This window comes from Shinella sp. CPCC 101442 (assembly GCF_024704725.1).
Taxonomy (GTDB): Bacteria; Pseudomonadota; Alphaproteobacteria; order Rhizobiales; family Rhizobiaceae; genus Shinella.
Genome location: NZ_JALIQS010000002.1, coordinates 364280 through 387498 on the forward strand (window position 1 = coordinate 364280; position 23219 = coordinate 387498).

Annotated in this window: 21 protein-coding genes; 12 read left to right on the forward strand and 9 right to left on the reverse strand. The window is 64.2% G+C overall.

Going from position 1 to position 23219, the window contains the following annotated elements; genetic code table 11:
* Positions 1-17: 17 nt before the first annotated feature.
* A complete protein-coding gene (locus tag MUO32_RS06985) occupies positions 18-389 on the reverse strand; it encodes a hypothetical protein (protein WP_257947500.1) in 372 nt (123 codons plus the stop codon).
* A 347-nt stretch (positions 390-736) separates the two neighbouring features.
* Between MUO32_RS06985 and rpsF the strand changes: the two genes are divergently transcribed.
* The 6 genes from rpsF (at position 737) to MUO32_RS07015 (ending at position 6441) form a co-directional block, all read left to right on the forward strand.
* Positions 737-1189 (forward strand): 30S ribosomal protein S6, encoded by a 453-nt coding sequence (gene rpsF / locus MUO32_RS06990; RefSeq protein WP_257947501.1) that lies wholly within the window; start codon positions 737-739, stop codon positions 1187-1189.
* A 24-nt stretch (positions 1190-1213) separates the two neighbouring features.
* Entirely contained in the window at positions 1214-1462 is a 249-nt protein-coding gene (gene rpsR / locus MUO32_RS06995; protein WP_023515801.1) for a 30S ribosomal protein S18, read from the forward strand.
* A gap of 222 nt (positions 1463-1684) precedes the next feature.
* Entirely contained in the window at positions 1685-2659 is a 975-nt protein-coding gene (locus MUO32_RS07000) for a DUF2232 domain-containing protein (protein WP_257947502.1), read from the forward strand.
* A gap of 23 nt (positions 2660-2682) precedes the next feature.
* Complete coding sequence (gene rplI / locus MUO32_RS07005; RefSeq protein WP_257947503.1) at positions 2683-3261, forward strand: 50S ribosomal protein L9; 579 nt, start codon at positions 2683-2685, stop codon at positions 3259-3261.
* A 205-nt stretch (positions 3262-3466) separates the two neighbouring features.
* Positions 3467-4753, forward strand: a complete 1287-nt coding sequence (locus MUO32_RS07010) for a cyclopropane-fatty-acyl-phospholipid synthase family protein (protein ID WP_257947504.1) — start codon at positions 3467-3469, stop codon at positions 4751-4753.
* Positions 4754-4941: 188 nt separating this feature from the next.
* A complete protein-coding gene (locus MUO32_RS07015; protein WP_257947505.1) occupies positions 4942-6441 on the forward strand; it encodes a replicative DNA helicase in 1500 nt (499 codons plus the stop codon).
* Between the two features lie 64 nt (positions 6442-6505).
* On the opposite strand, the gene MUO32_RS07020 is transcribed toward MUO32_RS07015, so the two are convergent.
* Positions 6506-7075, reverse strand: coding sequence for a hypothetical protein (locus tag MUO32_RS07020; protein WP_257947506.1), 570 nt, complete (start codon positions 7073-7075; stop codon positions 6506-6508).
* 136 nt (positions 7076-7211) lie between these two features.
* On the opposite strand from MUO32_RS07020, the gene alr reads away from it, so the two are divergent.
* The 5 genes from alr (at position 7212) to MUO32_RS07045 (ending at position 13042) form a co-directional block, all read left to right on the forward strand.
* A complete protein-coding gene (alr, locus tag MUO32_RS07025; protein ID WP_257948217.1) occupies positions 7212-8381 on the forward strand; it encodes an alanine racemase in 1170 nt (389 codons plus the stop codon).
* 57 nt (positions 8382-8438) lie between these two features.
* Positions 8439-9842 (forward strand): DNA repair protein RadA, encoded by a 1404-nt coding sequence (gene radA, locus MUO32_RS07030; RefSeq protein ID WP_257947507.1) that lies wholly within the window; start codon positions 8439-8441, stop codon positions 9840-9842.
* A gap of 130 nt (positions 9843-9972) precedes the next feature.
* Positions 9973-10605, forward strand: coding sequence for a CvpA family protein (locus tag MUO32_RS07035; RefSeq protein WP_257947508.1), 633 nt, complete (start codon positions 9973-9975; stop codon positions 10603-10605).
* 191 nt (positions 10606-10796) lie between these two features.
* Positions 10797-12290, forward strand: a complete 1494-nt coding sequence (gene purF / locus MUO32_RS07040) for an amidophosphoribosyltransferase (protein WP_257947509.1) — start codon at positions 10797-10799, stop codon at positions 12288-12290.
* An 11-nt stretch (positions 12291-12301) separates the two neighbouring features.
* Positions 12302-13042 (forward strand): SDR family NAD(P)-dependent oxidoreductase, encoded by a 741-nt coding sequence (locus MUO32_RS07045; protein WP_257947510.1) that lies wholly within the window; start codon positions 12302-12304, stop codon positions 13040-13042.
* A gap of 102 nt (positions 13043-13144) precedes the next feature.
* On the opposite strand, the gene MUO32_RS07050 is transcribed toward MUO32_RS07045, so the two are convergent.
* The 5 genes from MUO32_RS07050 to MUO32_RS07070 all read right to left on the reverse strand — a co-directional run bounded on the left by MUO32_RS07050 (position 13145) and on the right by MUO32_RS07070 (position 18075).
* Entirely contained in the window at positions 13145-14182 is a 1038-nt protein-coding gene (locus MUO32_RS07050; RefSeq protein ID WP_257947511.1) for an HlyD family secretion protein, read from the reverse strand.
* A 4-nt stretch (positions 14183-14186) separates the two neighbouring features.
* Positions 14187-15836, reverse strand: coding sequence for an MFS transporter (locus MUO32_RS07055; RefSeq protein WP_374708628.1), 1650 nt, complete (start codon positions 15834-15836; stop codon positions 14187-14189).
* A gap of 20 nt (positions 15837-15856) precedes the next feature.
* A complete protein-coding gene (locus tag MUO32_RS07060) occupies positions 15857-16312 on the reverse strand; it encodes a MarR family winged helix-turn-helix transcriptional regulator (protein ID WP_257947513.1) in 456 nt (151 codons plus the stop codon).
* 135 nt (positions 16313-16447) lie between these two features.
* Positions 16448-17299, reverse strand: coding sequence for a CDP-diacylglycerol--serine O-phosphatidyltransferase (pssA, locus tag MUO32_RS07065; protein ID WP_257947514.1), 852 nt, complete (start codon positions 17297-17299; stop codon positions 16448-16450).
* A 77-nt stretch (positions 17300-17376) separates the two neighbouring features.
* A complete protein-coding gene (locus MUO32_RS07070; RefSeq protein WP_257947515.1) occupies positions 17377-18075 on the reverse strand; it encodes a phosphatidylserine decarboxylase in 699 nt (232 codons plus the stop codon).
* A 288-nt stretch (positions 18076-18363) separates the two neighbouring features.
* On the opposite strand from MUO32_RS07070, the gene MUO32_RS07075 reads away from it, so the two are divergent.
* Entirely contained in the window at positions 18364-18783 is a 420-nt protein-coding gene (locus tag MUO32_RS07075) for a VOC family protein (protein WP_257947516.1), read from the forward strand.
* Here the strand turns inward: MUO32_RS07075 and MUO32_RS07080 are convergent, their stop codons facing one another.
* Both MUO32_RS07080 and MUO32_RS07085 read right to left on the reverse strand, forming a co-directional pair.
* On the reverse strand, positions 18784-20676 hold the full coding sequence (locus MUO32_RS07080; RefSeq protein WP_257947517.1) for an ABC transporter ATP-binding protein/permease: 1893 nt from the start codon (positions 20674-20676) through the stop codon (positions 18784-18786).
* 184 nt (positions 20677-20860) lie between these two features.
* Positions 20861-23218, reverse strand: coding sequence for a LysM peptidoglycan-binding domain-containing protein (locus tag MUO32_RS07085; protein ID WP_257947518.1), 2358 nt, complete (start codon positions 23216-23218; stop codon positions 20861-20863).
* Between the last annotated feature and the right edge of the window lies 1 nt (position 23219).

The window sequence follows — 23219 nt, forward strand, 5'->3', positions numbered from 1 at the left end:
CCCCATGCTGGGTGACGTTACGGCGTCGTGGTGGTAGCGCCACCACCTTCGGCGGGCTGCTGGCCACCGCTCGGCTGGGTATCCAGCGTCTGCGTGCCGCCTGTTGCACCGCCCGTCTGGCCTTCGGTGGCAGTGCCGCCGGCCGGAGCCGTGTCCTGCGTGCCGATGGCCGAGGTATTGGCGTTCGGATCGACGCCGTCACCCGGCGTTCCGCTGCCGACGAAGTAGAAGATGCCCACCGCGACGAGCACGGCGAGGATTACGGCGACGGCCCAGCCGCCCGTGCCACTACCGCCATTGCTGGCGTTGACGACGGTCGGGCCGCGATCATCCACCGGAGGCGTATAACGATCTTCCGGGGGACGATTGACGAGGTTTGGGTCCTGCATGTCGGTCACTCCATCTGGTTGGATCGACGGGAAAACGCGGCATCCCGGATTTTGTTCCAGCCCCGTTCCCGAAACGAAACACGGCTTTCTGGCTTCGGGCCTTGCCTTCTCGCGGAAAATCCGTATAAGCGCGCTGTTCAACACACCCGGTCAATCGGCTGGTGGCTGAACGGAGGGCCGGCGATCCGAAGAGGATGGCCGTTTGGAGCCAAGGGTTCCAGCCTCCCGTGTCTCCGCTCTCGACCGTCTGGATTAACGCTTTTCTTGCTTCGGGCCCTGCGCCCTTGAGAACTGTCGTTGAGGCTTGGCGCCGGTTTCGGGTGTAAACGCAAGAAAGGCAAAGCCACATGGCTCTTTATGAACACGTATTCCTGGCTCGCCAGGATGTGTCCGCCCAGCAGGTCGACGCTCTCGTCGAACAGTACAAGGGCGTTATCGAATCGTTCGGCGGCAAGGTTGGCCGTGTCGAGAACTGGGGCCTCAAGTCCCTCACCTACCGCATCAAGAAGAACCGCAAGGCTCACTATGCGCTGATGGACATCGACGCTCCGGCGGCCGCTATCCACGAAATCGAGCGCCAGATGCGCATCAACGAAGACATCCTTCGTTACATGACCATCGCTGTTGAAGCGCACGAAGAAGGCCCGTCGGCCATGATGCAGAAGCGTGACCGCGACGACCGTCCGCGCCGCGAAGGCGACGATCGTGGCCCGCGCCGCGACTTCGGCGACCGTCCGCGCCGCGACTTCGGCGACCGCCCGCCGCGTGGCGACCGCCCGGCCCGCGAAGACCGCGCGTAATAGAAGCAGAAGGAGATTATAGATATGGCTGATGTTTCTTCCGCTCCGGCACGCCGTCCGTTCCACCGCCGCCGCAAGACCTGCCCCTTCTCGGGCGCAAACGCACCGAAGATCGACTACAAGGACGTCCGTCTTCTGTCGCGCTACATTTCCGAGCGCGGCAAGATCGTTCCGTCCCGCATCACGGCCGTTTCCCAGAAGAAGCAGCGCGAACTCGCCAAGGCGATCAAGCGCGCCCGCTTCCTCGGCCTGCTGCCCTACGTCGTAGCGTAATGATCTGACTCTGCGGCCTGACTCGACGTCAGACTGCGAGCCTTGACTCAAGGGGAAGACGGCTTGCCGCCTTCCCCATTTCCCTTCCGCGTTGGGCGCGGATCGGAGTCGCCGGTCTTTTCCCGATCTCGGGCGAAACCAAAACCCCATGTTGGGGAGACAGTCCTGAATCAATGTCTCAGGAACCTCCTCTAACTGTCTGAACAGACAGGACAGCGAACCGTGAAGACCTTGACGCCAACCTCGATTGCGACCGGCCTCGTTGCCGGTGTGACCGCCGCTCTGCTATCGCTGAGCGCGAATGCGCAGTCGTCGTTCGCGATCGTGCTTTACGCCGCGTCCGCGCTTCCCATCCTGATTGCCGGCCTCGGCTGGGGCAATGCTAGCGCCTTCATCGCCGTCGTCGCCGGGGGCATCACCGCTTCCGCCCTCGTCTCCTCGAATTTCGCCGCGCTGATCGTGCTCATCACGCTGATCCCGGCCGGCTGGCTTTCCAACCTCGCGAACCTCGCCCGCCCGGCTTCCGAGCTCGGCGGTCCGGAAAACGCGCTCGCCTGGTATCCGCTCTCGAACATCCTTGCCCATCTCGCCATCATGGTGACACTCGGCATGATCGCGGTCGGGGCGATCGTCGGCTACAGCGACGAAATGGCGGGCGCGCTCGTCGATATCGTCATCGAGACGCTGAAGGCGCAGGAACCGCTCTACAATCCCGATGCCGCCGCCATCGCGCAGTTGAAGACCGTCTTCTCGCTGGCCCTGCCGCTGGTGCAGGGCGCGCTCTGGGTCTTCCTGCTGTTTGCGGCCTATTACATCGCGACCTTCATCGTGCGCGTCTCCGGCAAGGGTCTTCGCCCGCGTGAAGACATGCCGTCGACGCTGCGCATGCACCGCAACGCGATCTTCTTCTTTCTCGCCGGCCTCGTCCTCACCTTCATGGGCGGCGTTGCGGCGATCATCGGCGCGCTCGTCTGCGGCACCTTCGGGGCCGGTTTCGTGCTCGCCGGCTTCGCGAGCCTGCATTTCAGGACGCGCGGCAAGCCGTGGCGGCTGATTGCCCTGTGGTTCGCCTACATCTCGGTATTGCTCTTCACGATACCGGTCTTCGTCATCCTCCTCATGGGTCTGATGGACACGCGGCGCGCCATCGCGCTGACACCCTCAGGCCCGGCGGACAAGAAAAACCAGAACACCTGAGACTTAACGAAAGGAACTCTAAAATGGACGTCATTCTTCTCGAACGCATCGCCAAGCTCGGCCAGATGGGCGAAACCGTCAAGGTTCGCGACGGCTTTGCCCGTAACTACCTGCTGCCGCTCGGCAAGGCGCTGCGCGCCAACGAAGCCAACAAGAAGCGCTTCGAATCCGAGCGTTCGACGCTCGAAGCCCGCAACCTCGAGCGCAAGTCCGAGGCACAGGCCATTGCCGAAAAGCTGGACGGCAAGACGTTCGTCATCGTACGCTCGGCTGGTGAAACCGGCCAGCTGTACGGCTCGGTCGCTGCCCGCGACGTCATCGAAGCGCTTGCTACCGAAGGCTTCAACGTCGGCCGCAACCAGGTCGAGCTGAACACCCCGATCAAGGCAATCGGCCTGCACAAGGTCGTGCTGCACCTGCACGCCGAAGTCGAAATCTCGGTCGAAGTCAACGTTGCCCGTTCGGCTGAAGAAGCCGAGCGCCAGTCGAAGGGCGAAAGCCTGACGTCGGCCGACGCCATCTACGGCGTTGACGAAGACGCGCTGACGGCTGCCGATTTCTTCGACCCGGAAGCTGAAGGCGTCGAAGAAGACGACGCATAATATCCGATTTTGTCGGATTGTTACGGGACGGGTCGGCTTTTGCCGGCCCGTTTTCGTTTGGGGGCTAGAAAGCACGGGTTGAAATCCCGATTTTCGCATCAATATTTATATGTCGTTAGACTGGAGTGGCGGTTGGGCCGCATTCAGGCCGGTTTCCGACCAGACCCGTTTCCGCCAGATTTTTAAGCGTGACGGAGTTTAGCGCATGAAATTCATTGTGCAGACACTGGTTTCCCGCCTCGTCGAGACCGGCAACCTGAAGATCACCTATCCTGACGGAACCAGCCAGACATTTGGCGACGGCACCGGCAACCCCATCCATATGCGCCTCAACACCCGCAAGGCCGTGTGGGGCATCGCACTCGATCCGGCCTACTATCTCGGCCATCACTATGGCACCGGCGATATCGATGTCGTCGAAGGCGACATGTACGGCCTGTTAAAGACCGTCTTCACCGGCAACCCCGATTTCAGATATTACGACACTCGCTGGAACCACCTGCTCGAGCGGGTTCGCTACGTCTTCCGCTGGGTGCGGGAGAAGAACAGCGTGGTGCGCTCGCGCCGCAACGTGCAGCACCACTATGACCTCACGGGCGCGCTCTACGACCTCTTCCTCGACCGGGACCGGCAATATTCCTGCGCCTATTTCGAGCACCCCGACCAGACGCTCGATGATGCCCAGCTTGCCAAGAAGCGCCATATCGCCGCCAAGCTCAACATCAACAGGCCAGGCCAGAGCGTGCTCGATATCGGCAGCGGCTGGGGCGGCATGGCGCTCTACCTTGCCCGCCAGCTCGGCGCGAAGGTGACGGGCGTCACCCTTTCGGACGAGCAGCATTCCGTTTCCGAAAGCCGGGCACGGGAGGCCGGACTGACGGACGAGGTGAAATTCCTCCTGCAGGATTACCGAAACACCGAGGGGCCCTTCGACCGCATCGTGTCCGTCGGCATGTTCGAACATGTCGGCCGGCCGAACTATCTCACCTTCTTCCGCAAAAGCGCCTCGCTTCTTCAGCGCGACGGTGTGATGCTGCTGCATACGATCGGCCGCACGGATCGCCCCTCCGCCAACAATCCCTTCATCGAGAAGTACATTTTTCCGGGCGGCTACATGCCTGCCCTTTCGGAAGTGATGCAGGCTGTGGAAAAGAGCGGGCTTGTGGTGACGGATGTGGAAATCCTCCGCCTCCATTATGCCGAGACATTGCGCCACTGGCGGGAGCGCTTCATGGCGAAGCGGGACGAGGCGAAGGCGCTCTACGACGAGAAATTCTGCCGCGTCTGGGAGTTTTATCTCGCCGCCTCCGAAAGCGCCTTCCGCTGGCAGAACCTCGTCGTCTTCCAGCTCCAGCTGGCTCACGATCAGGAGGCCGTGCCGCTGACGCGCGGCTATATCGGCCGCGGCGAGGATTGCCTGAAAGCGCACGAGGGCAATCCGAAGGGCGACAGGCAGGGGGCACGCCAGTTCCCCCAGGAGGCTTCGCTTTGAGATTCGGGGCTTGAGTCAACCGAAAGCCGGCAGGCCCTGATGAATCCGGGTTTGCCGTCTTCGCGCCGCCTGTGGATAAGTCTAACATCGGGCCTAACGGAGGAGACGGGCCGGAAGCGCTTGACCCTCGGGGCCAAAGCAACCAAACCAGCGACCTTCGAAAAACAGAGACGGGGAGATTCGGGACGATGAACGATGCCGTGCGCAAGCTCAACCAGGCCGGTCGCGAGAATGCGGAGCTGCACCACCGCGAGGCACCGAACAACGTCGAAGCCGAGCAGGCGCTGCTCGGCGCCATCCTCGTCAACAACGACGCCTATTACCGCGTCTCGGATTTTTTGAAGCCTCTGCATTTCCAGGAGCCGCTGCATCGCAAGATCTACGAGCTTGCCGGCGATACCATCCGCATGGGCAAGATCGCCACGACCATCACGCTGAAGACGCACCTGCCGTCGGACAGCAAGGTCGGCGACCTCACGATCCCGCAATATCTTGCGCGCCTTGCCGCCGAAGCCGTGACGATCATCAACGCGGAAGACTATGGCCGCGCCATCTACGATCTCGCGCTGCGCCGCTCGCTGATCAATATCGGCGAGGACATGGTCAACATCGCCTATGACGCGCCGCTCGACATGCCGCCGCAGACCCAGATCGAAGATGCCGAGCGCCGCCTGTTCGAACTGGCCGAGACCGGCCGCTACGACGGTGGCTTCCAGTCGTTCAACGATGCGGTGGCGCTCGCCATCGACATGGCCGGGCAGGCCTTCGAGCGCGACGGCTCGCTGTCGGGCATCTCCACCGGCATCCATTCGCTGGATGGTCGCATGGGCGGCCTGCAGCGTTCCGACTTGATCGTGCTCGCCGGACGTCCCGGCATGGGCAAGACCTCGCTTGCCACCAACATCGCCTACAATATCGCGGCCTCCTACGAGCCCGAAATCCAGGCGGACGGCTCGTACAAGGCGAAGAACGGCGGCGTCGTCGGTTTCTACTCGCTCGAAATGTCCTCCGAACAGCTCGCCACCCGTATCATCTCCGAGCAGACCGAAGTCTCGTCGTCGAAAATCCGCCGCGGCGACATTTCCGAGGCCGATTTCGAAAAGCTCGTCGCCTGCAGCCAAATGATGCAGAAGGTGCCGCTCTATATCGACCAGACCGGTGGTATCTCGATTGCCCAGCTTTCCGCCCGCGCACGTCGCCTCAAGCGTCAGCGCGGCCTCGATTGCCTCGTGGTGGACTATATCCAGCTCATGACCGGCTCTGGCAAATCCAGCGACAACCGCGTGCAGGAAATCACCCAGATCACCACGGGCCTCAAGGCGCTCGGCAAGGAACTGAACGTACCCATCATCGCACTGTCCCAGCTCTCCCGTCAGGTTGAGAGCCGCGAAGACAAGCGCCCGCAGCTCTCCGACCTTCGCGAATCGGGTTCGATCGAGCAGGACGCCGACGTGGTGCTCTTCGTGTTCCGCGAGGAATATTATGTGAAGAACATGGAGCCCCGCGACGAGTTCGACCCGAAATACGAGGAATGGAAGATGAAGTTCGAGGCCGTGAAGGGCACGGCCGACGTCATCATCGCCAAGCAGCGTCACGGACCGACCGGCACGGTAAAACTCGCCTTCCAGTCGGAATTCACCCGCTTCACCGACCTCGCCGACCCTTCCTTCACCCAGTACGAGCATTGAGGGCGAAGGCGTCTTCTTAGGAATGGCCGGGCTCTGCCCGGCCGTTGCATTTCTGCGAAAGCGTCTACTTCTTCACGAAGGCCGGCGCCTTGCAGACATCAGCGACGATAGCGAGCGCCTTGCGGCCGCGTTCTTTCTCGTCCGCATCGGCCATCGTGATGTCCAGCCGGTCGGAGCACATGCCGTCCGAGGCGCCGCTTTCACCTGAAAGGGACATGCGGCTCGAACAATAGAGACCGGCCCCGGTCAGCACGATCTGTTCAGCGTCCGGCGAATCGAACGGAATCGGGTTCGTTTCCGCGATCATGTCATCGACGGAAGCATAGGCCGTGACGGCGGTGACGCGGGTGAGATCGACGAGTGCCATCGTCAAGGTCGCCCATTTCTCGGGAAATTGCAGCGCGGACGTCGTGCGTGCCCGGCAAGGCGCGCCGGAGACTTCCAGCCTCGTCACCAGCCGCGGCGCCTTGGGATTGTCGACGATCGAATAGTAAATATCGTTGTTTTCGTTGCGGTCCGGTGCCGCGCCGTCCTGCGAGAGGCCGAGCAACACGGCATGCGCATCGCGCATCTCGGCATCCGTCGGCGTATCATGCGCTTGCGCCGATGCCTGGCATGCGACCATCAGGGCCAAGCCTGCCAATATTCCTGTTATGCCCCGTCGCATCGTCTTTTCCTTTTTGGCGGGCACCATAGAGACGGCCTTCGCCGGCGGCAATGCGACCGACGAGCGTATTGCCGCCACAGTCCACAGGCTGTATTTCAAGCCCATGAGCACGCACCACATCACCACCCGCCCCACCCTTCCCGTCGCCGGAGAGGATCACGCCCGCCTGACGATCGATCTTTCGGCGCTCGCCGACAACTGGCGCGCCATGGCACGGCGCTCGGGTGCGGCCCGTACCGCCGCCGTGCTGAAGGCCGACGCCTATGGCATCGGCCTCGAACCGGCTGCGAAAACCTTTCACCAGGCCGGTGCGCGGGACTTTTTCGTGGCAACACCGGCCGAAGGCGCGGCTCTGCGCGGCGTGCTACCGGATGTGCGCATCTACGTGCTTTCGGGCATGTGGGCTGGCTCCGAGCGGCTTTTCTTCGAATTCGACCTCGTGCCCGTGATCGTCTCGGAAGAACAGCTCGTCGTCTTCATGGCGGCGATTGCCGATGGCGGCGATCTGCCCTGCGTGCTGCATGTCGATACCGGCATGAGCCGGCTCGGCCTGCGTGTCGAGGATGCGCTGGCGCTTGCCGATGACAGCTCCCGCCCCGCGAGCTTCGCGCCCATCATGCTGCTCAGCCACCTCGCCTGCGCCGACGATCCGGGCCATCAGCTCAACCGCCAGCAGCTCCAGCGCTTCCGCAGCGTCGTCGAGGCCTTCGACGATATCGATGCGACGCTTGCCAACTCCGCCGGCATCTTCCTCGGCGAGGACTACCACTTCACCCTCACCCGCCCCGGTATCGCGCTCTATGGCGGCGCCGCCGTCAACGATGTCCCGAATCCGATGAAGCCCGTCGTCACCGCCGAGGCGCGCATCCTGCAGGTGCGCGAGGCGAAAGCCGGTGAGAGCGTCAGCTACGGCGCCTCGACGGTTTTCACGCGCGACACGCGCATCGCCGTCGCCGCCCTCGGCTACGCGGACGGCTATATGCGCAGCCTCTCCGGCTCCGGCGTGCCGCTGCGCAAGGCGAACATTCCCGGTGCCAGCGGCGTTCTGCATGGCCGAACCGTTCCCCTGATCGGCCGCGTCACCATGGACCTCACCCATTTCGACGTCACCGACCTGCCCGCAGGCAGCGTGCGCGCCGGCGACTTCATCGAAGTCTTCGGCAGGAACATGCCGATCGAGGATGTCGCGCGTGCCGGCGGCACGATCGACTACGAACTCCTCACCGGCCTCGGCCGCCGCTACGAACGGCGATACGAGCATGTGAAAAAATAGGATGCGTTCCTGTTTTGTGCTAATGGCTCTCCGATTGATTCCGGAGAGCGATACCTGATGGCGAAAGCCCGCACCCAATTCATCTGCCAGAACTGCGGCACCGCGCATTCCCGCTGGGTCGGGAAATGCGAGGGCTGCGGCGAGTGGAACACCGTCGTCGAGGAAGACCCGATGGGCGGCATCGGCTCCGGGCCCGGCAGGGTGCCGAAGAAGGGCCGTCCCGTCGCGCTGACGGCGCTCTCGGGCGAAATCGAGGAAGCGCCGCGCATCCACACCGGCATCGGCGAACTCGACCGCGCGACCGGCGGCGGCTTCGTGCGCGGCTCGGCGGTGCTGATCGGCGGCGATCCGGGCATCGGCAAGTCGACCCTGCTCATGCAGGCCGCCGCCGCCCTCTCCCGCCGCGGCCACCGCATCATCTATGTCTCGGGCGAAGAGGCTGTCGCGCAGGTGCGTCTGCGTGCCCAGCGCCTGCAGGCCGCCGAGACGGACGTGCTGCTCGCCGCCGAAACCAATGTCGAGGACATTCTTGCGACAGTCGGGGAAGGCAAGCGGCCGGATCTCATCATCATCGATTCGATCCAGACGCTGTGGAGCGACACGGCGGAGGCAGCACCCGGCACGGTGACGCAGGTGCGCACCGGCGTGCAGGCGATGATCCGCTTCGCCAAGCAGACGGGTGCCGCCATGGTGCTCGTCGGCCATGTCACGAAGGACGGCCAGATCGCCGGCCCGCGCGTCGTCGAGCACATGGTCGACGCCGTGCTCTATTTCGAGGGCGACCGCGGCCATCACTACCGCATCCTGCGCACCGTCAAGAACCGTTTTGGGCCGACGGACGAGATCGGCGTCTTCGAAATGTCCGACAAGGGACTGCGCGAAGTCTCCAACCCTTCCGAACTCTTTCTCGGCGAGCGCAATGCGAAATCGCCGGGCGCCGCAGTCTTCGCCGGCATGGAGGGCACGCGGCCCGTGCTCGTCGAGGTGCAGGCGCTGGTCGCGCCCACCTCGCTCGGCACGCCCCGACGCGCGATCGTCGGCTGGGATTCGGCACGGCTTTCAATGATCCTTGCGGTGCTGGAAGCCCATTGCGGCGTGCGGCTCGGGCAACACGATGTTTACCTCAATGTGGCGGGCGGTTATCGCATTTCGGAGCCGGCAGCGGACCTTGCGGTCGCCTCAGCGCTCGTTTCCTCGCTTGCCGGTCTTGCCCTTCCCGCCGATTGCGTCTATTTCGGCGAAGTCAGCCTGTCGGGCGCCATTCGCCCGGTAGCGCACACCGCCCAGCGCCTCAAGGAGGCGGAGAAACTGGGTTTTTCGCAGGCCGTCCTGCCCGCCGGTTCCGCCGATCTGCCCAAGGGCGCTGGCGGCCGCTGGAGCGAGATCGACAGCCTGCCGGATCTGGTGGCGCGCATTGCCGGATCGAAAAGCGCCCTCAAGCGGCAAGACGAAGACGTCTGACGGCCTTCGGCAACGGAAACCCCTGTGGGAAACCCGTGCCGAACCGGGACGGCAAAGACGCCTTCCGCTAATGTGCGCTCCGCACGGGACGTGGGGTCTGGCGACATTTCGGGTTTGGAGTAGGACGAACATGCCCATCACAATTCTCGACGGTATCGTCATCGGCGTCGCGCTGTTTTCCGCCGTGCTGGCGATGGTGCGCGGCTTTTCGCGCGAGGTACTGTCCGTAGCAAGCTGGGTGGGTGCCGCGGCAGCCGCCTACTTCCTCTATCCGGTGCTTCTGCCTTACGCGAAGGATTACACGACGAGCGACACCGTCGCGATGGTCGGCTCCGCCGGCGCCGTCTTCCTCGTCGCGCTCATCGTGATCTCCTTCATCACCATGCGGATCGCCGATTTCATCATCGACAGCCGCATCGGCGCGCTCGACCGCACGCTGGGCTTCCTGTTCGGTGCCGCCCGCGGCATTCTGCTCGTCGTCGTCGCCATGCTGTTCTTCAACTGGCTGGTCGCACCGCAGCAGCAGCCGCCATGGGTCACGACGGCGAAATCGAAGCCGCTGCTCGACAATCTCGGCTCGCGCCTCATTGCGCTGCTGCCCGAGGACGCCGATGCCACGATCATCGACCGCCTGCGCGGCAAGCCCACCGACGGTGCGCCGGCGACCGGCGAAGGCGGCACGACGGAAGACCCGGACGCCGCAACGGGCACAGGGGGCGCCGACCAGGCGCCAGCCGAAGAAACGCCCGCCACGAACGGATAAGTGATCAGGGGAGCCGCCACTCGCTAAATTTGACGAAGGCAGGCTCCCCGTTTTTTTGGTAGGATAGACAATCGCCACTGACGCTTCCGGGCCTCGGTGGCAAATGCTTTAGGCCATACCCATATGGGCATGGCCGGCACCCGACGAAGACCCGTGCAACCTCCTATGGTCCCGAGCAAAGGCTTGCAGCAATGAGCGATTTCCTGTTCCCCGGCCGCCACGACGACGATCTCGACGGCGATACGCTTCACGAAGAGTGCGGCGTCTTCGGCATTCTCGGCCATCCGGACGCCGCAACGCTGACGGCGCTCGGCCTGCACGCGCTCCAGCATCGCGGCCAGGAGGCCGCCGGTATCGTCTGCTTCGACGGCAAGCAGTTCCATACCGAAAAGCATATGGGCCTCGTCGGCGACCACTACACCAACCCCGCGACGCTCGCGAAACTGCCCGGCAACATGGCGATCGGCCATACGCGCTACTCCACGACCGGCGAAGTGGCGCTGCGCAATGTCCAGCCGCTCTTTGCCGAACTCGAAGTGGGCGGTATCGCCGTCGCCCATAACGGCAACTTCACCAACGGTCTGACGCTGCGTCGCCAGCTGATTGCCGGTGGTGCCATCTGTCAGTCGACTTCCGACACCGAAGTCGTGCTCCATCTCATCGCCCGCTCGCGCTACACCAATACGACGGACCGCTTCATCGACGCGATCCGCCAGATGGAAGGCGGCTATTCGATGCTCGGCATCACCCGCACCAAGCTGATCGCCGCCCGCGACCCCACGGGCATCCGCCCGCTCGTCATGGGCGAACTCGACGGCAAGCCGATCTTCGCGTCTGAAACCTGCGCGCTCGACATCATCGGCGCGAAGTTTATCCGGGACGTCGAGAACGGCGAGATCATCGTCTGCGAGATCCAGCAGGACGGTTCGATCACCATCGAGGCCAAGAAGTCAGGCAATCCGCAGCCGGAGCGCCTCTGCCTGTTCGAATATGTCTATTTCGCCCGTCCCGACTCGGTCGTCGGCGGCCGCAGCGTCTATGTCGCGCGCAAGAACATGGGCATCAACCTCGCCAAGGAGCACCCGGTCGAAGGCGACGTCGTCGTACCGGTTCCCGATGGCGGCACGCCGGCAGCACTCGGCTATGCCCAGCAGAGCGGTATTCCGTTCGAATACGGCATCATCCGCAACCACTATGTCGGCCGCACCTTCATCGAACCGACGCAGCAGATCCGCGCCTTCGGCGTGAAGCTGAAACATTCGGCCAACCGGGCGATGATCGAAGGCAAGCGCGTCATCCTCGTCGACGACTCCATCGTGCGCGGCACGACGTCGCTGAAGATCGTGCAGATGATCCGCGATGCCGGCGCCAAGGAAGTGCATATCCGCGTCGCAAGCCCGATGATCTTCTACCCCGACTTCTACGGCATCGACACGCCCGATCGGGACAAGCTGCTTGCCAACCAGTACAACGACGTCAAGGCGATGGCCAAGCACATCGGCGCCGACTCGCTGGAGTTCATCTCGATCGACGGCCTCTACCGCGCCGTCGGCGGCGAAGACCGCAACAACGCCCGCCCGCAGTTTACCGACCACTACTTCACCGGCGACTATCCGACGCGCCTCCTTGACAAAGAAGGCGAGACGATGGGACGGAAGATTTCGGTAATGGCAAGCAACGGATAATTGACAGCAGCATGAGCATCGACCTGAAAGACCGCATCGCGCTGGTCACCGGCGCATCGCGCGGGATCGGCTATTTCACTGCCCTCGAATTGGCCAAGGCCGGCGCGCATGTCGTCGCCTGCGCCCGCACCGTCGGCGGGTTGGAAGAACTGGACGATGCGATCAAGGCCGCTGGCGGCTCTGCGACGCTGGTGCCCTTCGATCTCGCCGACATGGGCGCCATCGACAAGCTGGGCGGCTCGATCTTCGAACGCTGGGGCAAACTCGATATCCTCGTCGCCAATGCCGGCGTGCTGGGCACGATCTCGCCGATCGATCATGTCGAGGCGAAGGTCTTCGAGAAGGTCATGAACATCAACGTCACGGCGACGTGGCGCCTGATCCGTTCGGTCGCCCCGCTGCTTCTGAAATCGGATGCCGGTCGCGCCGTCATCCTCTCCTCCAGCGCCGCGCACAAGTGCAAACCCTTCTGGGGCCCCTACTCCGCTTCCAAGGCGGCTGTCGAAGCCTTGGCGCGCACCTGGGCCGGCGAGACGCAGCGTACGCCTCTGCGCATCACCTCCGTCGATCCCGGTGCCACGCGCACCGCAATGCGCGCGCAGGCGATCCCCGGCGAGGATCCCTCGACCGTGCAGCATCCTTCGGACGTCGCGAAGGCTATTCTCCCGCTGGTCGCGCCTGATTATGCCGAGACGGGCAAGCTCTTCGACATGCGCCAGGGCCGTCTGGTGGACTACCGTCTGCCGGAGTAGAGCGCGAAGGTCTGATTACCCGTTAAACGGCGCGGCACACCGCGCCGTTTTCTTTTGCCCGCGACAGCCGCTCGAGGTCTGTCGAACGGACGGCATCCCAACCTACTTGTCCACCACCGTCGTCACGACGACCGAAAGCCCCGGTGCGAGATATTTCGAGAGGTCCTGCCCCTCGTCGATGGCGATACGTACCGGGATGCGCTGGGCCACCTTGGTAAAATTGCCGGTGGCATTGTCGGGCTTGATCACGCTGAATTCCGAGCCTGCCGCCGGCGAAAAGCGTTCGACATGGCCCTTCAGCGTCGCATGCTTGAACGCATCGACACGCACCTCCACGGCCTGCCCCGGTTTGATGTAGGCGAGCTGCGTTTCCTTGAAATTGGCGATAACCCAGGTGTCGTGCGGAACGATGGCCATGAGCTGGGTTCCTGCGGCGACATACTGGCCGAGCTTGACGCCCACCTCGCCCACCACGCCATCGCGCGGCGCGGTGATGACCGTGTTCGAGAGATCGATTTTTGCGAGTTCCACCGAGGCTTCCGCGCCCGCGACGGCCGCGCGCAAAGAATCGCGGCTGACGATGATCGTCTGGAGGTCCTGCCGGGAGACTTCGAGATTGGCCTGCGCCTGCGAGACGGAGGCTTCGGCCTGATCGAGCGTGGTGCGGCTCTGCTCGCGGTCGGCCTGGGTGGCGATGCCCTTGTTTGACAGCTCTTCGACGCGGTTCCAGTTCTCCTCCGCCCGGCGCTTGGCGTAGGTGGCGCTGGCAAGCGCCGCCTCGCTGGCGCCGATGCGGGCCTTGGCGGCATTCTCCTGCTGGGCGGAATTGGCAAGCGCCGCCTGCTGGCTGGCCAGCGTGGCCTTCGCCTGCTCGACCTTCTGGCGATAGATACGATCGTCGAGGCGGGCGAGCACGGCACCGGCCTTCACAGGCTCGTAGTCCTTCACCTCGACATCCGTGACATAGCCGGCGAGCTGCGGGCTGATCAGCGTGACGTAGCCGCGAACATAGGCGTTGTCGGTCGTCTGCACGTCGCTTGAAAACGGCGGAAGCTGCCAGGCATAGGCGACGACGCCGACACCGGCGAGGCCGAGGATGACGGCGAGTGCCGTCGCGGTGTTGCGGATATACTGTTTCATGGCATCAACCTTCAACGGCCGCTTCGCCGCCTGCGCGGGTGCTGGCCTCTCTGATATGGACGTAAATCCTGTGGATGGCGAGTGCGGCGGCCGAGGCGACGGCCAGCAGCGCGATGACGAAGAATGCGTCGTTGTGGGCCAGCACGTTCGCCTCGCGCGTCACCTGCTGACCGAGCAACGCGACGCCCTCGGCCTTCAGGATCGCGGCATCGGTGATCGTGTGGCTATAGGCGGCCGACAGCTGCGAGACGCGGGCGGCGACCAGCGGATCGGTCAGCGTCATCGCCTGGGCGAGCACGTTCGAATGGAATTTTTCGCGCAGCGTGATGAAGGAGCCGAAGATCGCCGAGCCGGCAAGGCCGCCGAGGCTCTGCGTCACCAGGAAGACGACGATGAAGCTCAGGATGTATTGCGGACCCTTGCGCAGCGCCATGGTGAAGCCGGAGGCGATGGCCGGTGGCAGGAACAGGCTGCCGCCGGCCGCGATCATCGCCTGGCTGAGATACATCTGCTCGGGCCGGGTCAGGTTCGTCGCCTGGCTGTCGAGAAATGCACCGACCCCGATCAGCAACAGCGCGACCATGTGGATGCCGGGCTCCCGGCCGGGCTTTATGATCGCCGCGCAGAGAAGGCCACCCGCGGCCGTGGCCAGAGCCACGACGCTGTAGAGGCCGATCAGCTGGTCGTTCTGCAACCCCATGATCTGGAAGAAGTTGCCGGCGACGGCGGTCTGCTCGGCAAGCATCAGGCGGAAAAGGATCAGCACCGCCGCGAAGTGCAACATCTCGCGGCTGACGAGCCAACGCAGATCGATGAGCGGCTTTTCACGGTTGAGCTCCAGCACGGCGGCGATGGTCAGCGCCACGATCATGACGACCGAGAGTTCACCGATCCACTGCGCCTCCATCCACCAATAGGTCCGCCCCGTCACGAGGATGACGGCACCCGAGCCGAAGCCGATGGCAATGAAGAAATAGCTGACGATATCGAGCTTCTCGATGACCTTCGCGCGCGGCAGAGGGGTCAGCGGTAGGAGGTAGATCGCCGCGAAGGAGAGCATGGAGAGCGCGACCTCGAGGATGAGCAGGCCCCGCACGTTGCCGAGTTCGATGAGCGGCGGCGAGATGATGCGCGTCAGCGGCGCGGCAAGGCCGATATTGGTGAGCGCCAGCGAGATGCCGATCGTCAGCTTGCGCGCCGGCGTGAAGGCTTCCAGCATGTAGAGAAAGCCCAGCGAGGACAGCGGGGCGGCGGCAATGCCCGCGAAGAACCGCAGCACGATCGCCGAATGCAGGTCGGTGATGAACATATGCAGCACCGTCACGACGAGGAACACGGCGATGCCGAGTTCGGCGAAGTGGCGCAGGCCATACTGGTTGCGGATCTTTATGAGCGCGATCGACAGCGAGGCATTCGGCGCCATGTAGGCGGCCATCAGCCAGACGGCCTCCGCACTCGTCGCACCGAACGGGCCTTGCAACTGCGGAATGTTGGCGGCGACGAGGTTCATGCCGAAGCCCTGCGTCATGGCAAGCAGGGTGGAAGCGGCCATATAGGCGGCAGCGCGGGATGGCGCCATGGGAGGCGGTGTCGGCGGGGCGGCGGCGGGTGCCTGCCCGGCCGGCTCTTTTGCCTCGTCCTCCGTCCCGCGCATATCCGTGGCGGGAACGGTGCTCATGCTTCCACGCTCTCCCGACAGCTTCTGGCGATATTGTCCGCCATGGCCGAAAAAACCTTCACGGTGGTCTGCATGTCGGCCGTCGTGATGCTGTTCAGCACGTCGGCGCGCAGCGAGCGGGCGAGGTCCAGCACCTCCTCGGCAACCTTGGCGCCGTGCGGCGTCATGGCGATCTGCTTGGCCCGGCGATCGCCCTCGACCGACTGGCGCTCGATGAACCCCTGCTTCTCCATGCCGTCGAGCAAGCGCACGAGCGTCGGCGTCTCGATGTCGAGTTCCTCGGCAAGCTCCCGCTGGTTGAGCTGTGCGCCACGGCCGAGGATGAGAAGCGCGCGGGCGCGCGGCAATGTCAGGCCCCTCTCCTTCACGCGCGCGTCGAAAAGAGCACGCATCTTGCGCTGCACGCGGGAGAGGTCGTCGAGCAGGCGTTCACGGGGATCGTTAGCAGTCATCTTGATAGTCCAAATATTATTAGCTTACTATCTATTTGCTTGCTAGTTAGTCGACCCGCACCAAAAAATCAAGCCCTGTCCACAAAGTGTGGACAGGGCTTTCGGTAGGCTCACGCGGATGTGATGGCGGGACGTCTATCGGGCGTCGTGCTCTTCCGGGAATTCGCTGGCGCCGTTCGTCGTCGGCGCGGTCCAGCCGCCATATTTGCGCTGCCAGGAACGCGCGCCGAAGGGGAGCGTGGCGAGATAGCCGATAACGGTCACCACCATCGTTTCCCAGGTGAAGCTCATCAAGGTGGCGACGTAGAGCACCACGAGCAGGATGAGCGGCAGCACCAGATCACGGCGCACACGGCTGCCCTCCGACTTGCCCGACCAGACCGGCAGGCGGCTCACCAGCAGGAAGCCGATCAGCACCGTGTAGCCGGAAGCCAGATAGGCAAAGAGTGGCGTCGGGGCGAGACCGAGGAAACCGACATAGACCGGCAGCAGCACCAGCATGGCGCCCGCCGGCGCCGGCACGCCGACGAAATACTCCGACTGCCATTTCGCCTTCGTCTCGCGCTCGGCCATCACGTTGAACCGCGCAAGGCGCAGGCCGGCGGCAATGGTGTAGATCAACGCGGCGATCCAGCCGAAGGAGCGCGCCTGATCGAGAATGAAGACATAGAGCACGAGGGCCGGCGCCACGCCGAAATTGACGATGTCGGCAAGCGAGTCCATCTGGCCGCCGAATTTCGACGTCGCTTTCAGGAGGCGCGCGATGCGGCCGTCAATCCCATCGAGGAAGGCAGCAAGCAGCACCATGCCGACGGCCAGCTCATAACGGTTCTCGAAGGCAAGCCGGATACCCGTGAGGCCGGCGCAGATGGCCAGAACCGTGATGACGTTGGGAATGATGACGCGCAGCGGGATTTCGCGCAGGCGGGGCCCGCGGGCCTCGTCGTTCGGGCCATTCGGCTCATAGGGCGGAAACGGTGTGTCCATCGCTTTTCGCTTCGTTCTTTCTCATGTGCGGCGCCTTCCCTGAAGGAGACAAGACGCCGCGTCCAATGGTCAATCACTCAGCCGCGACGGCTGACGACCGGTCCCTTGGCGGAGCCGAACTCCGCCAGCACCGTCTCACCGGCAATTGCCGTCTGGCCGAGGCTGACGCGCGGCTGCACGCCCTCCGGCAAAAACACATCAAGGCGCGAGCCGAAGCGGATCAGGCCGAAACGCTCACCGGCTTCCAGGCTGTCGTTCATGACGGTCCAGCACAGGATGCGGCGGGCAACGAGGCCGGCGATCTGCACGACGCCGATCGGGCCATGGGCGCTTTCGATGACGAGGCCGTTGCGCTCGTTTTCCTGGCTCGCCTTGTCGAGATCGGCATTGAGGAATTTTCCCGCGCGGTAGGCGACGCGCGAGACGCGGCCGCGCATCGGAGCGCGGTTCACGTGGCAATTGAAGACGTTCATGAAAACCGAGATGCGCAGCATCGGCTGGTCGCCGAGTTCCAGCTCGGCGGGGGGCGTGACCATGGCGATGGCCGAGACGCGGCCGTCTGCCGGGCTGATCACAAGATCGTCATCCTGCGGTGTCAGCCGCTCGGGATCGCGGAAGAAATAGGCGCACCAGGCGGTCAGGATGAAGCCGATCCACATCAGCGGCTCCCACGCGGCCCCCAACAGCAGCGAGACGACGAAGAAGCCGGCCACGAACTTCCAGCCCTCCCGATGGATCGGCACCAGGGTGCTGCGTATCGTATCGACCAAACTCATCTTCCGACATCTCCTGATGATTTCACGCCATCGACCTAGCGTGAAAACCCGGCGGGAGCAATGCGGCGTGGCGAATAGCCCCCAGCCGGCACCTTTTCCCGCGGCGCAATCCGGTAGCGGCTGTGAAGATTTCGGCACCGCAAAAGCTGCCTCACAGGCTTTCGCGCCTCCCCCTTTTTACCACCGTATTGACAAGGTTTGATCAACGGGGGAGATTTTTTGGGTTACTGCAGGGCGCGCCAGAACGGGCTTGAGGATTGGCCGGCGCTCAGGAGAGGATTTCCCGGCATGAGCAATACGGCCGCAACCAGGCCCGAAACACCTGTTCTTGGCGGTGCGGAGCCGGTGATCTACGTCACCGATTTTTCCGCTGCCCTCGCCTTTTACGTGGAAAAGCTCGGCTTTGCCGTCGATTTCACCTATGGCGAACCACCCTTCTTTGGAGTGGTCGCGCGTGATGCGGCGCGGCTTTGCCTGCGCAAGGTGGCAGGGCCGGTCTTCGCAGGCAATGTCCGGCAGCGGGAGGAGCTGCTGTCGGCCGCGATCACGCTCGAAAATGCAGCCGCGATCCAGCAGCTCTTTCTTGATTATCAGGCGGCCGGCCTGTCTTTCCATCTGACGCTGAGAACGCAGCCCTGGGGGGCGCGCAATTTCATCGTGCTCGATCCGGATGCCAACCTGATCCTGTTCGCCTCACCGGCAGAGTGATCACTCCGCCGCCGGAGCACCACGAACGATAATGCCGAGATCGTCGTTTTCGCGCACCTGCTTCAAACGCTCTTCGGCCTGTACGGCCTCGCGCTGGCGGTTCCACATGGAGGCGTAGAGGCCGTCGTCGCGCTGCATCAGTTCGCCATGCGTGCCGCGTTCGGCGATCACGCCGTCCTTCAAGACGATAATCTCGTCGGCCGAGATGACGGTCGACAGGCGGTGGGCGATGACGAGCGTCGTGCGGTTCTGCGAGACGACGTCGAGCGCGGCCTGGATTTCCTGCTCCGTCCGCGTATCGAGCGCGGAGGTCGCCTCGTCGAGGATGAGGATCGGCGGGCTTTTCAGGATGGTGCGGGCGATGGCGACGCGCTGCTTCTCGCCGCCCGAAAGCTTCAGGCCGCGCTCGCCGACCGTCGCCTTGAACCCATCGGGAAGATGGCGGATGAAGGGACCGATCTGCGCAGCCTCGGCGGCGGCGGAGACTTCCTCGTCGCTCGCGCCGGGGCGGCCATAGCGGATGTTGTAGGCGATCGTGTCGTTGAAGAGCACGGTATCCTGCGGCACCATGCCGATGACCTTGCGCAGGCTTTTCTGCGTCACGTCGCGCACGTCCTGCCCGTCGATCGTGATGGCGCCCTCCTGCACGTCGTAGAAGCGATAGAGAAGCCGCGACAGCGTGGACTTGCCCGCTCCCGAAGGGCCGACGACGGCGACGGTCTTGCCGGCCGGCACGTCGAAGGAGATGCCCTTGAGGATCGGCCGCTTCGGATCATAGGAAAAATGCACGTCCTTGAAGGAGATCGCACCGTCGGCGACGACGAGATCGATCGCGCCGGGCTTGTCCTGCACCTCTTCCTCGACTTCGAGAAGATCGAACATCTGCTCGATATCGGTCAGGCCCTGGCGGATTTCACGGTAGACGAAACCGATGAAGTTCAAGGGGATGGCGAGCTGGATCAGCATCGCATTGATGAAGACGAAGTCGCCGATTGTCTGCGTGCCCGCCTGCACGGCAAGGCCGGACATGACCATCATGACCGCCATGCCAAGGCCGAAGATCAGCGCCTGGCCGAAGTTCAGCCAGCCGAGCGACGTCCACACCTGGGTCGCCGCCTTCTCGTAGCGCTCCATGGACTGGTCGAAGCGGCGGGCCTCCATCTCCTCGTTGCCGAAATATTTGACGGTCTCGAAATTCAGGAGCGAGTCGATCGCCTTGGTGTTGGCCTCGGTGTCGCTGTCGTTCATCGAGCGGCGGATGGAGATGCGCCAGTCGGACGCCCGCACGGTGAACCAGATGTAGAGACAGACCGTGACGGCCGTGACGAGCAGGTACTGGAAGCCGTAGCCCATCCAGAACACGGCGGCGGTGAGCAAGAACTCGATAAAGGTCGGCACGCTGTTGAGGATCGTGAAGCGCACGATCGTCTCGATGCCCTTGGTGCCGCGCTCGATGACGCGCGACAGGCCGCCGGTGCGCCGCTCCAGATGGAAGCGCAGCGACAGGCGGTGAAGGTGCACGAAGGTGCGGTAGGCGAGCTGGCGCACCGCATATTGCCCGACACTGGCAAAGAGCGCGTCACGCAGCTGGTTGAGGCCGGCCTGGAGGATGCGCGCACCGTTATAGGCGAGCACCAGCATGGCGGCACCGGTCAGGAAGGCCGGCAGCAGGCTGACGGCATCGGCCTTGCCGTTCAACGCATCGGTCGCCCATTTGAAGAAATAGGGCACCAGCAGCAGCACGATCTTGGAGATCAGCAGGAAGACCGTCGCCCAGACGACGCGCATCTTCAGGTCCGGCCGGTCCGAGGGCCACATATAGGGCCAGAGGTTCACCAGCGTCGAAAAGGGATTGCTGCTATCGGCCGAAACCGTTTTCTTCGTCGTCGCCACGCTGGCCTCCGCCGGGACCCGTCACGCCCCGGACTTCACAAATGTTGCCGGCGGGCGCGAACGATGAACCGTTCTCATCCTGCCGCCGTGCCTGAATGAAAATACGGCGCCCGGGAGGGCGCCGTATGCTTGAGATAGGTCCTTGCCGGCCGCTTCGCAACCGGCAAGGCGGAATTGAAGATCATCAATTGCCGCGAACGTGCTTGCGGTGGAGCTCTTCGGCCTCGGCGTCCGTCTCGGCCGTCTTGTCCGGCACGCCGAACACCTGGCCGGGGATGATGCGATCCGGGTCGGTGATCTGGTCCTCGTTGGCGAGGTAGATCGTCGTGTAGCGCACACCCTTGCCGTAGATGCGGCGCGAGATCTGCCACAGCGTATCGCCGCGACGGATGATCACCGAGGTCTTGCTCGCCTGCAGCGGCGCCTGCTCGACGGTCTCGGGCTCTTCAGCAGCAGCTTCGCCGCCGTTCGCTACCGGGATATTGCCGCTCTCGGCCTTGCCACCGGCCGTGTCCGTACCGGCAACCGTCTGACCTTCGCTCGACGCGGCGACCGGGTTGCCTCCGCCGGTATCGGTGCCGGCAACAGACTGACCGGAGCCTGCGGCACCTTCGTTGGCCGTTTCCACCGTTGCGGGAGCCTGCAGCGAAGGCATGCCTTCCAGTGCGGCCAGCGCCTGCTGGTAGGCCTCCTTGCCGGCACCGGCCGGAACGGCGGCGAAGCGTTCGAGAGCTGCCGACGCCCAGCCCTTCAGCTTGTCGATGGCGGCCTGAACATCCGCAGTCGCGCCGGCAGGCGCGGTGACGCCGGTCATGGCCTTCAGCACACCTTCCAGCCCCGTGCGCGCCGTCTGGATTTCCGCTGTGGTCGCATTGCGGCCATCGGAGAACAGCGCGACGAACTGCTGCTGCAGGACGGTCGCCTGACCGGCAAGCGCCTCGATGGAGGTATCGGCGGCGGCCGTCGCCGTCTCGACGACAGTTGTGGCCCTCTCGATGGCCGGGGCCAGCGCGTCGGCGACAGCCGTCTCGACGGAGCCGAGCGCGGCGCCGACAGCCGTCGCATCGGACGGAAGGGCCTGAAGGGTGGAAAGCGCGGAGGCGGCGGCCTTGGACGCCTTCTCCGCCATGGCGCGGGCCGCTTCGCCTTCTTCCGCGCCGGGCTTGAACTCGGCAAGCGATTTCAGCGCGATTTCCGTCGCCGAACGCGCAGCGGCGAGTTCTTCGGCCGTCGGCATCCGGCCGTTCGCATAGAGGCCCTTGAGGATTGCGATCGCCTTGTCGGCGTCACCGCGCAGCTTGTCGAAGGCGCCGCCGCCGATGAGACCGAGCGCCGGGCCGGCCCCACCGGTGCCGGTGTCCTGCGCCACGACGGCGATCTGCTCGCCCTCCGGCCGGTCGAACGGAACCGAGGCGCGAAACTCGACCTTGGCGCCATCCGCGCTCATCACGTCGGCGCGGATCGTGTGGCGGCCGACCGTCAGGTCCATCTTGCCGTCCGCCACGTAACGGCCTTCCTCATCGGCCTTCGCTTCACCGACCAACTTGTCATTGGCATAGAGGCGCACCAGCGCTCCGGGCTTGGCCGTACCGGCGATGAACATGCGTTCGCCTTCCAGCTCGACGGCCGAAACGCGCGGCGGCTTGTCGCCACCGCCCTCATTTGTGGATCCCCCTACCACAGCCGTCGTTGCGACCTCACCCGATGCGGCAGAGCCGTCGGTGGTCGCCTGCGCCGTCTCGGTTGCGGCGGGCTGTTCGCCCGTGATTGCCGTACCGGCGTCGGTCGTCTTGGCGGTTTCGGTTGCCGCAGCGGTCTCCGCAGCCGGTTGCTCGACCGTCTTCTCCGCCGTCGTCGTCGTGGCGGCAGCGTCGCCGGCCTTCTCGGCAGCTTCCGGAACGGTGATCAGGCGGCTCGCCTCGCCCGGCTTGGAGACCATGGCGAGCAGTTCACCGCCGGCATCCTTCGGCACGGACACGGTCGCGACCTCCTCGGAGGTCTTGGATCCGCCCTTGTCGTCCTTGACGTTGAGGGTCAGCTGATAGTCGCCGGCCGCGAGCGGCTGGTCGAAGACGGCGGCGAAATCGCCGGATGGCCCGATATCGGCCGTCGCGACGACCGTCTGGCCGTTCTTGATTTCCAGTTTTGTGTTCGGCTGGCCACGGCCGGCGATCACGGTGGAGCCATCGGGCTCGACACGCAGGAGATCGAAGGCAGGCGTAACCCAGCCGGCGGTCGCGTCCGCCGGCGCCGCCTCGGCCGAGGCGGTCTCCTGCGTCGCGGTCGCTTCCGCGCCGGTCGTGCCGGCAGCGGGCTGTTCGCCCGTCGCTGCGGCCGTGTCGCCGGCCTCGGTCGTGCTGCGCGCCTGTTTGCCGTCGGCGGTCGTCGTTTCACCGCCACCGGCGGACGTTTCGGCCAGCTTGGCGACCGACGTTTCGGCCGGCTTGTCCTTGTTCATATTGGGCAGCACGAAGAAAACCATCAGCAGTGTCGCCACTGCCAGCACGGTCAAGGCCACAAGGCCGGTCTTGTTCTTCATCATC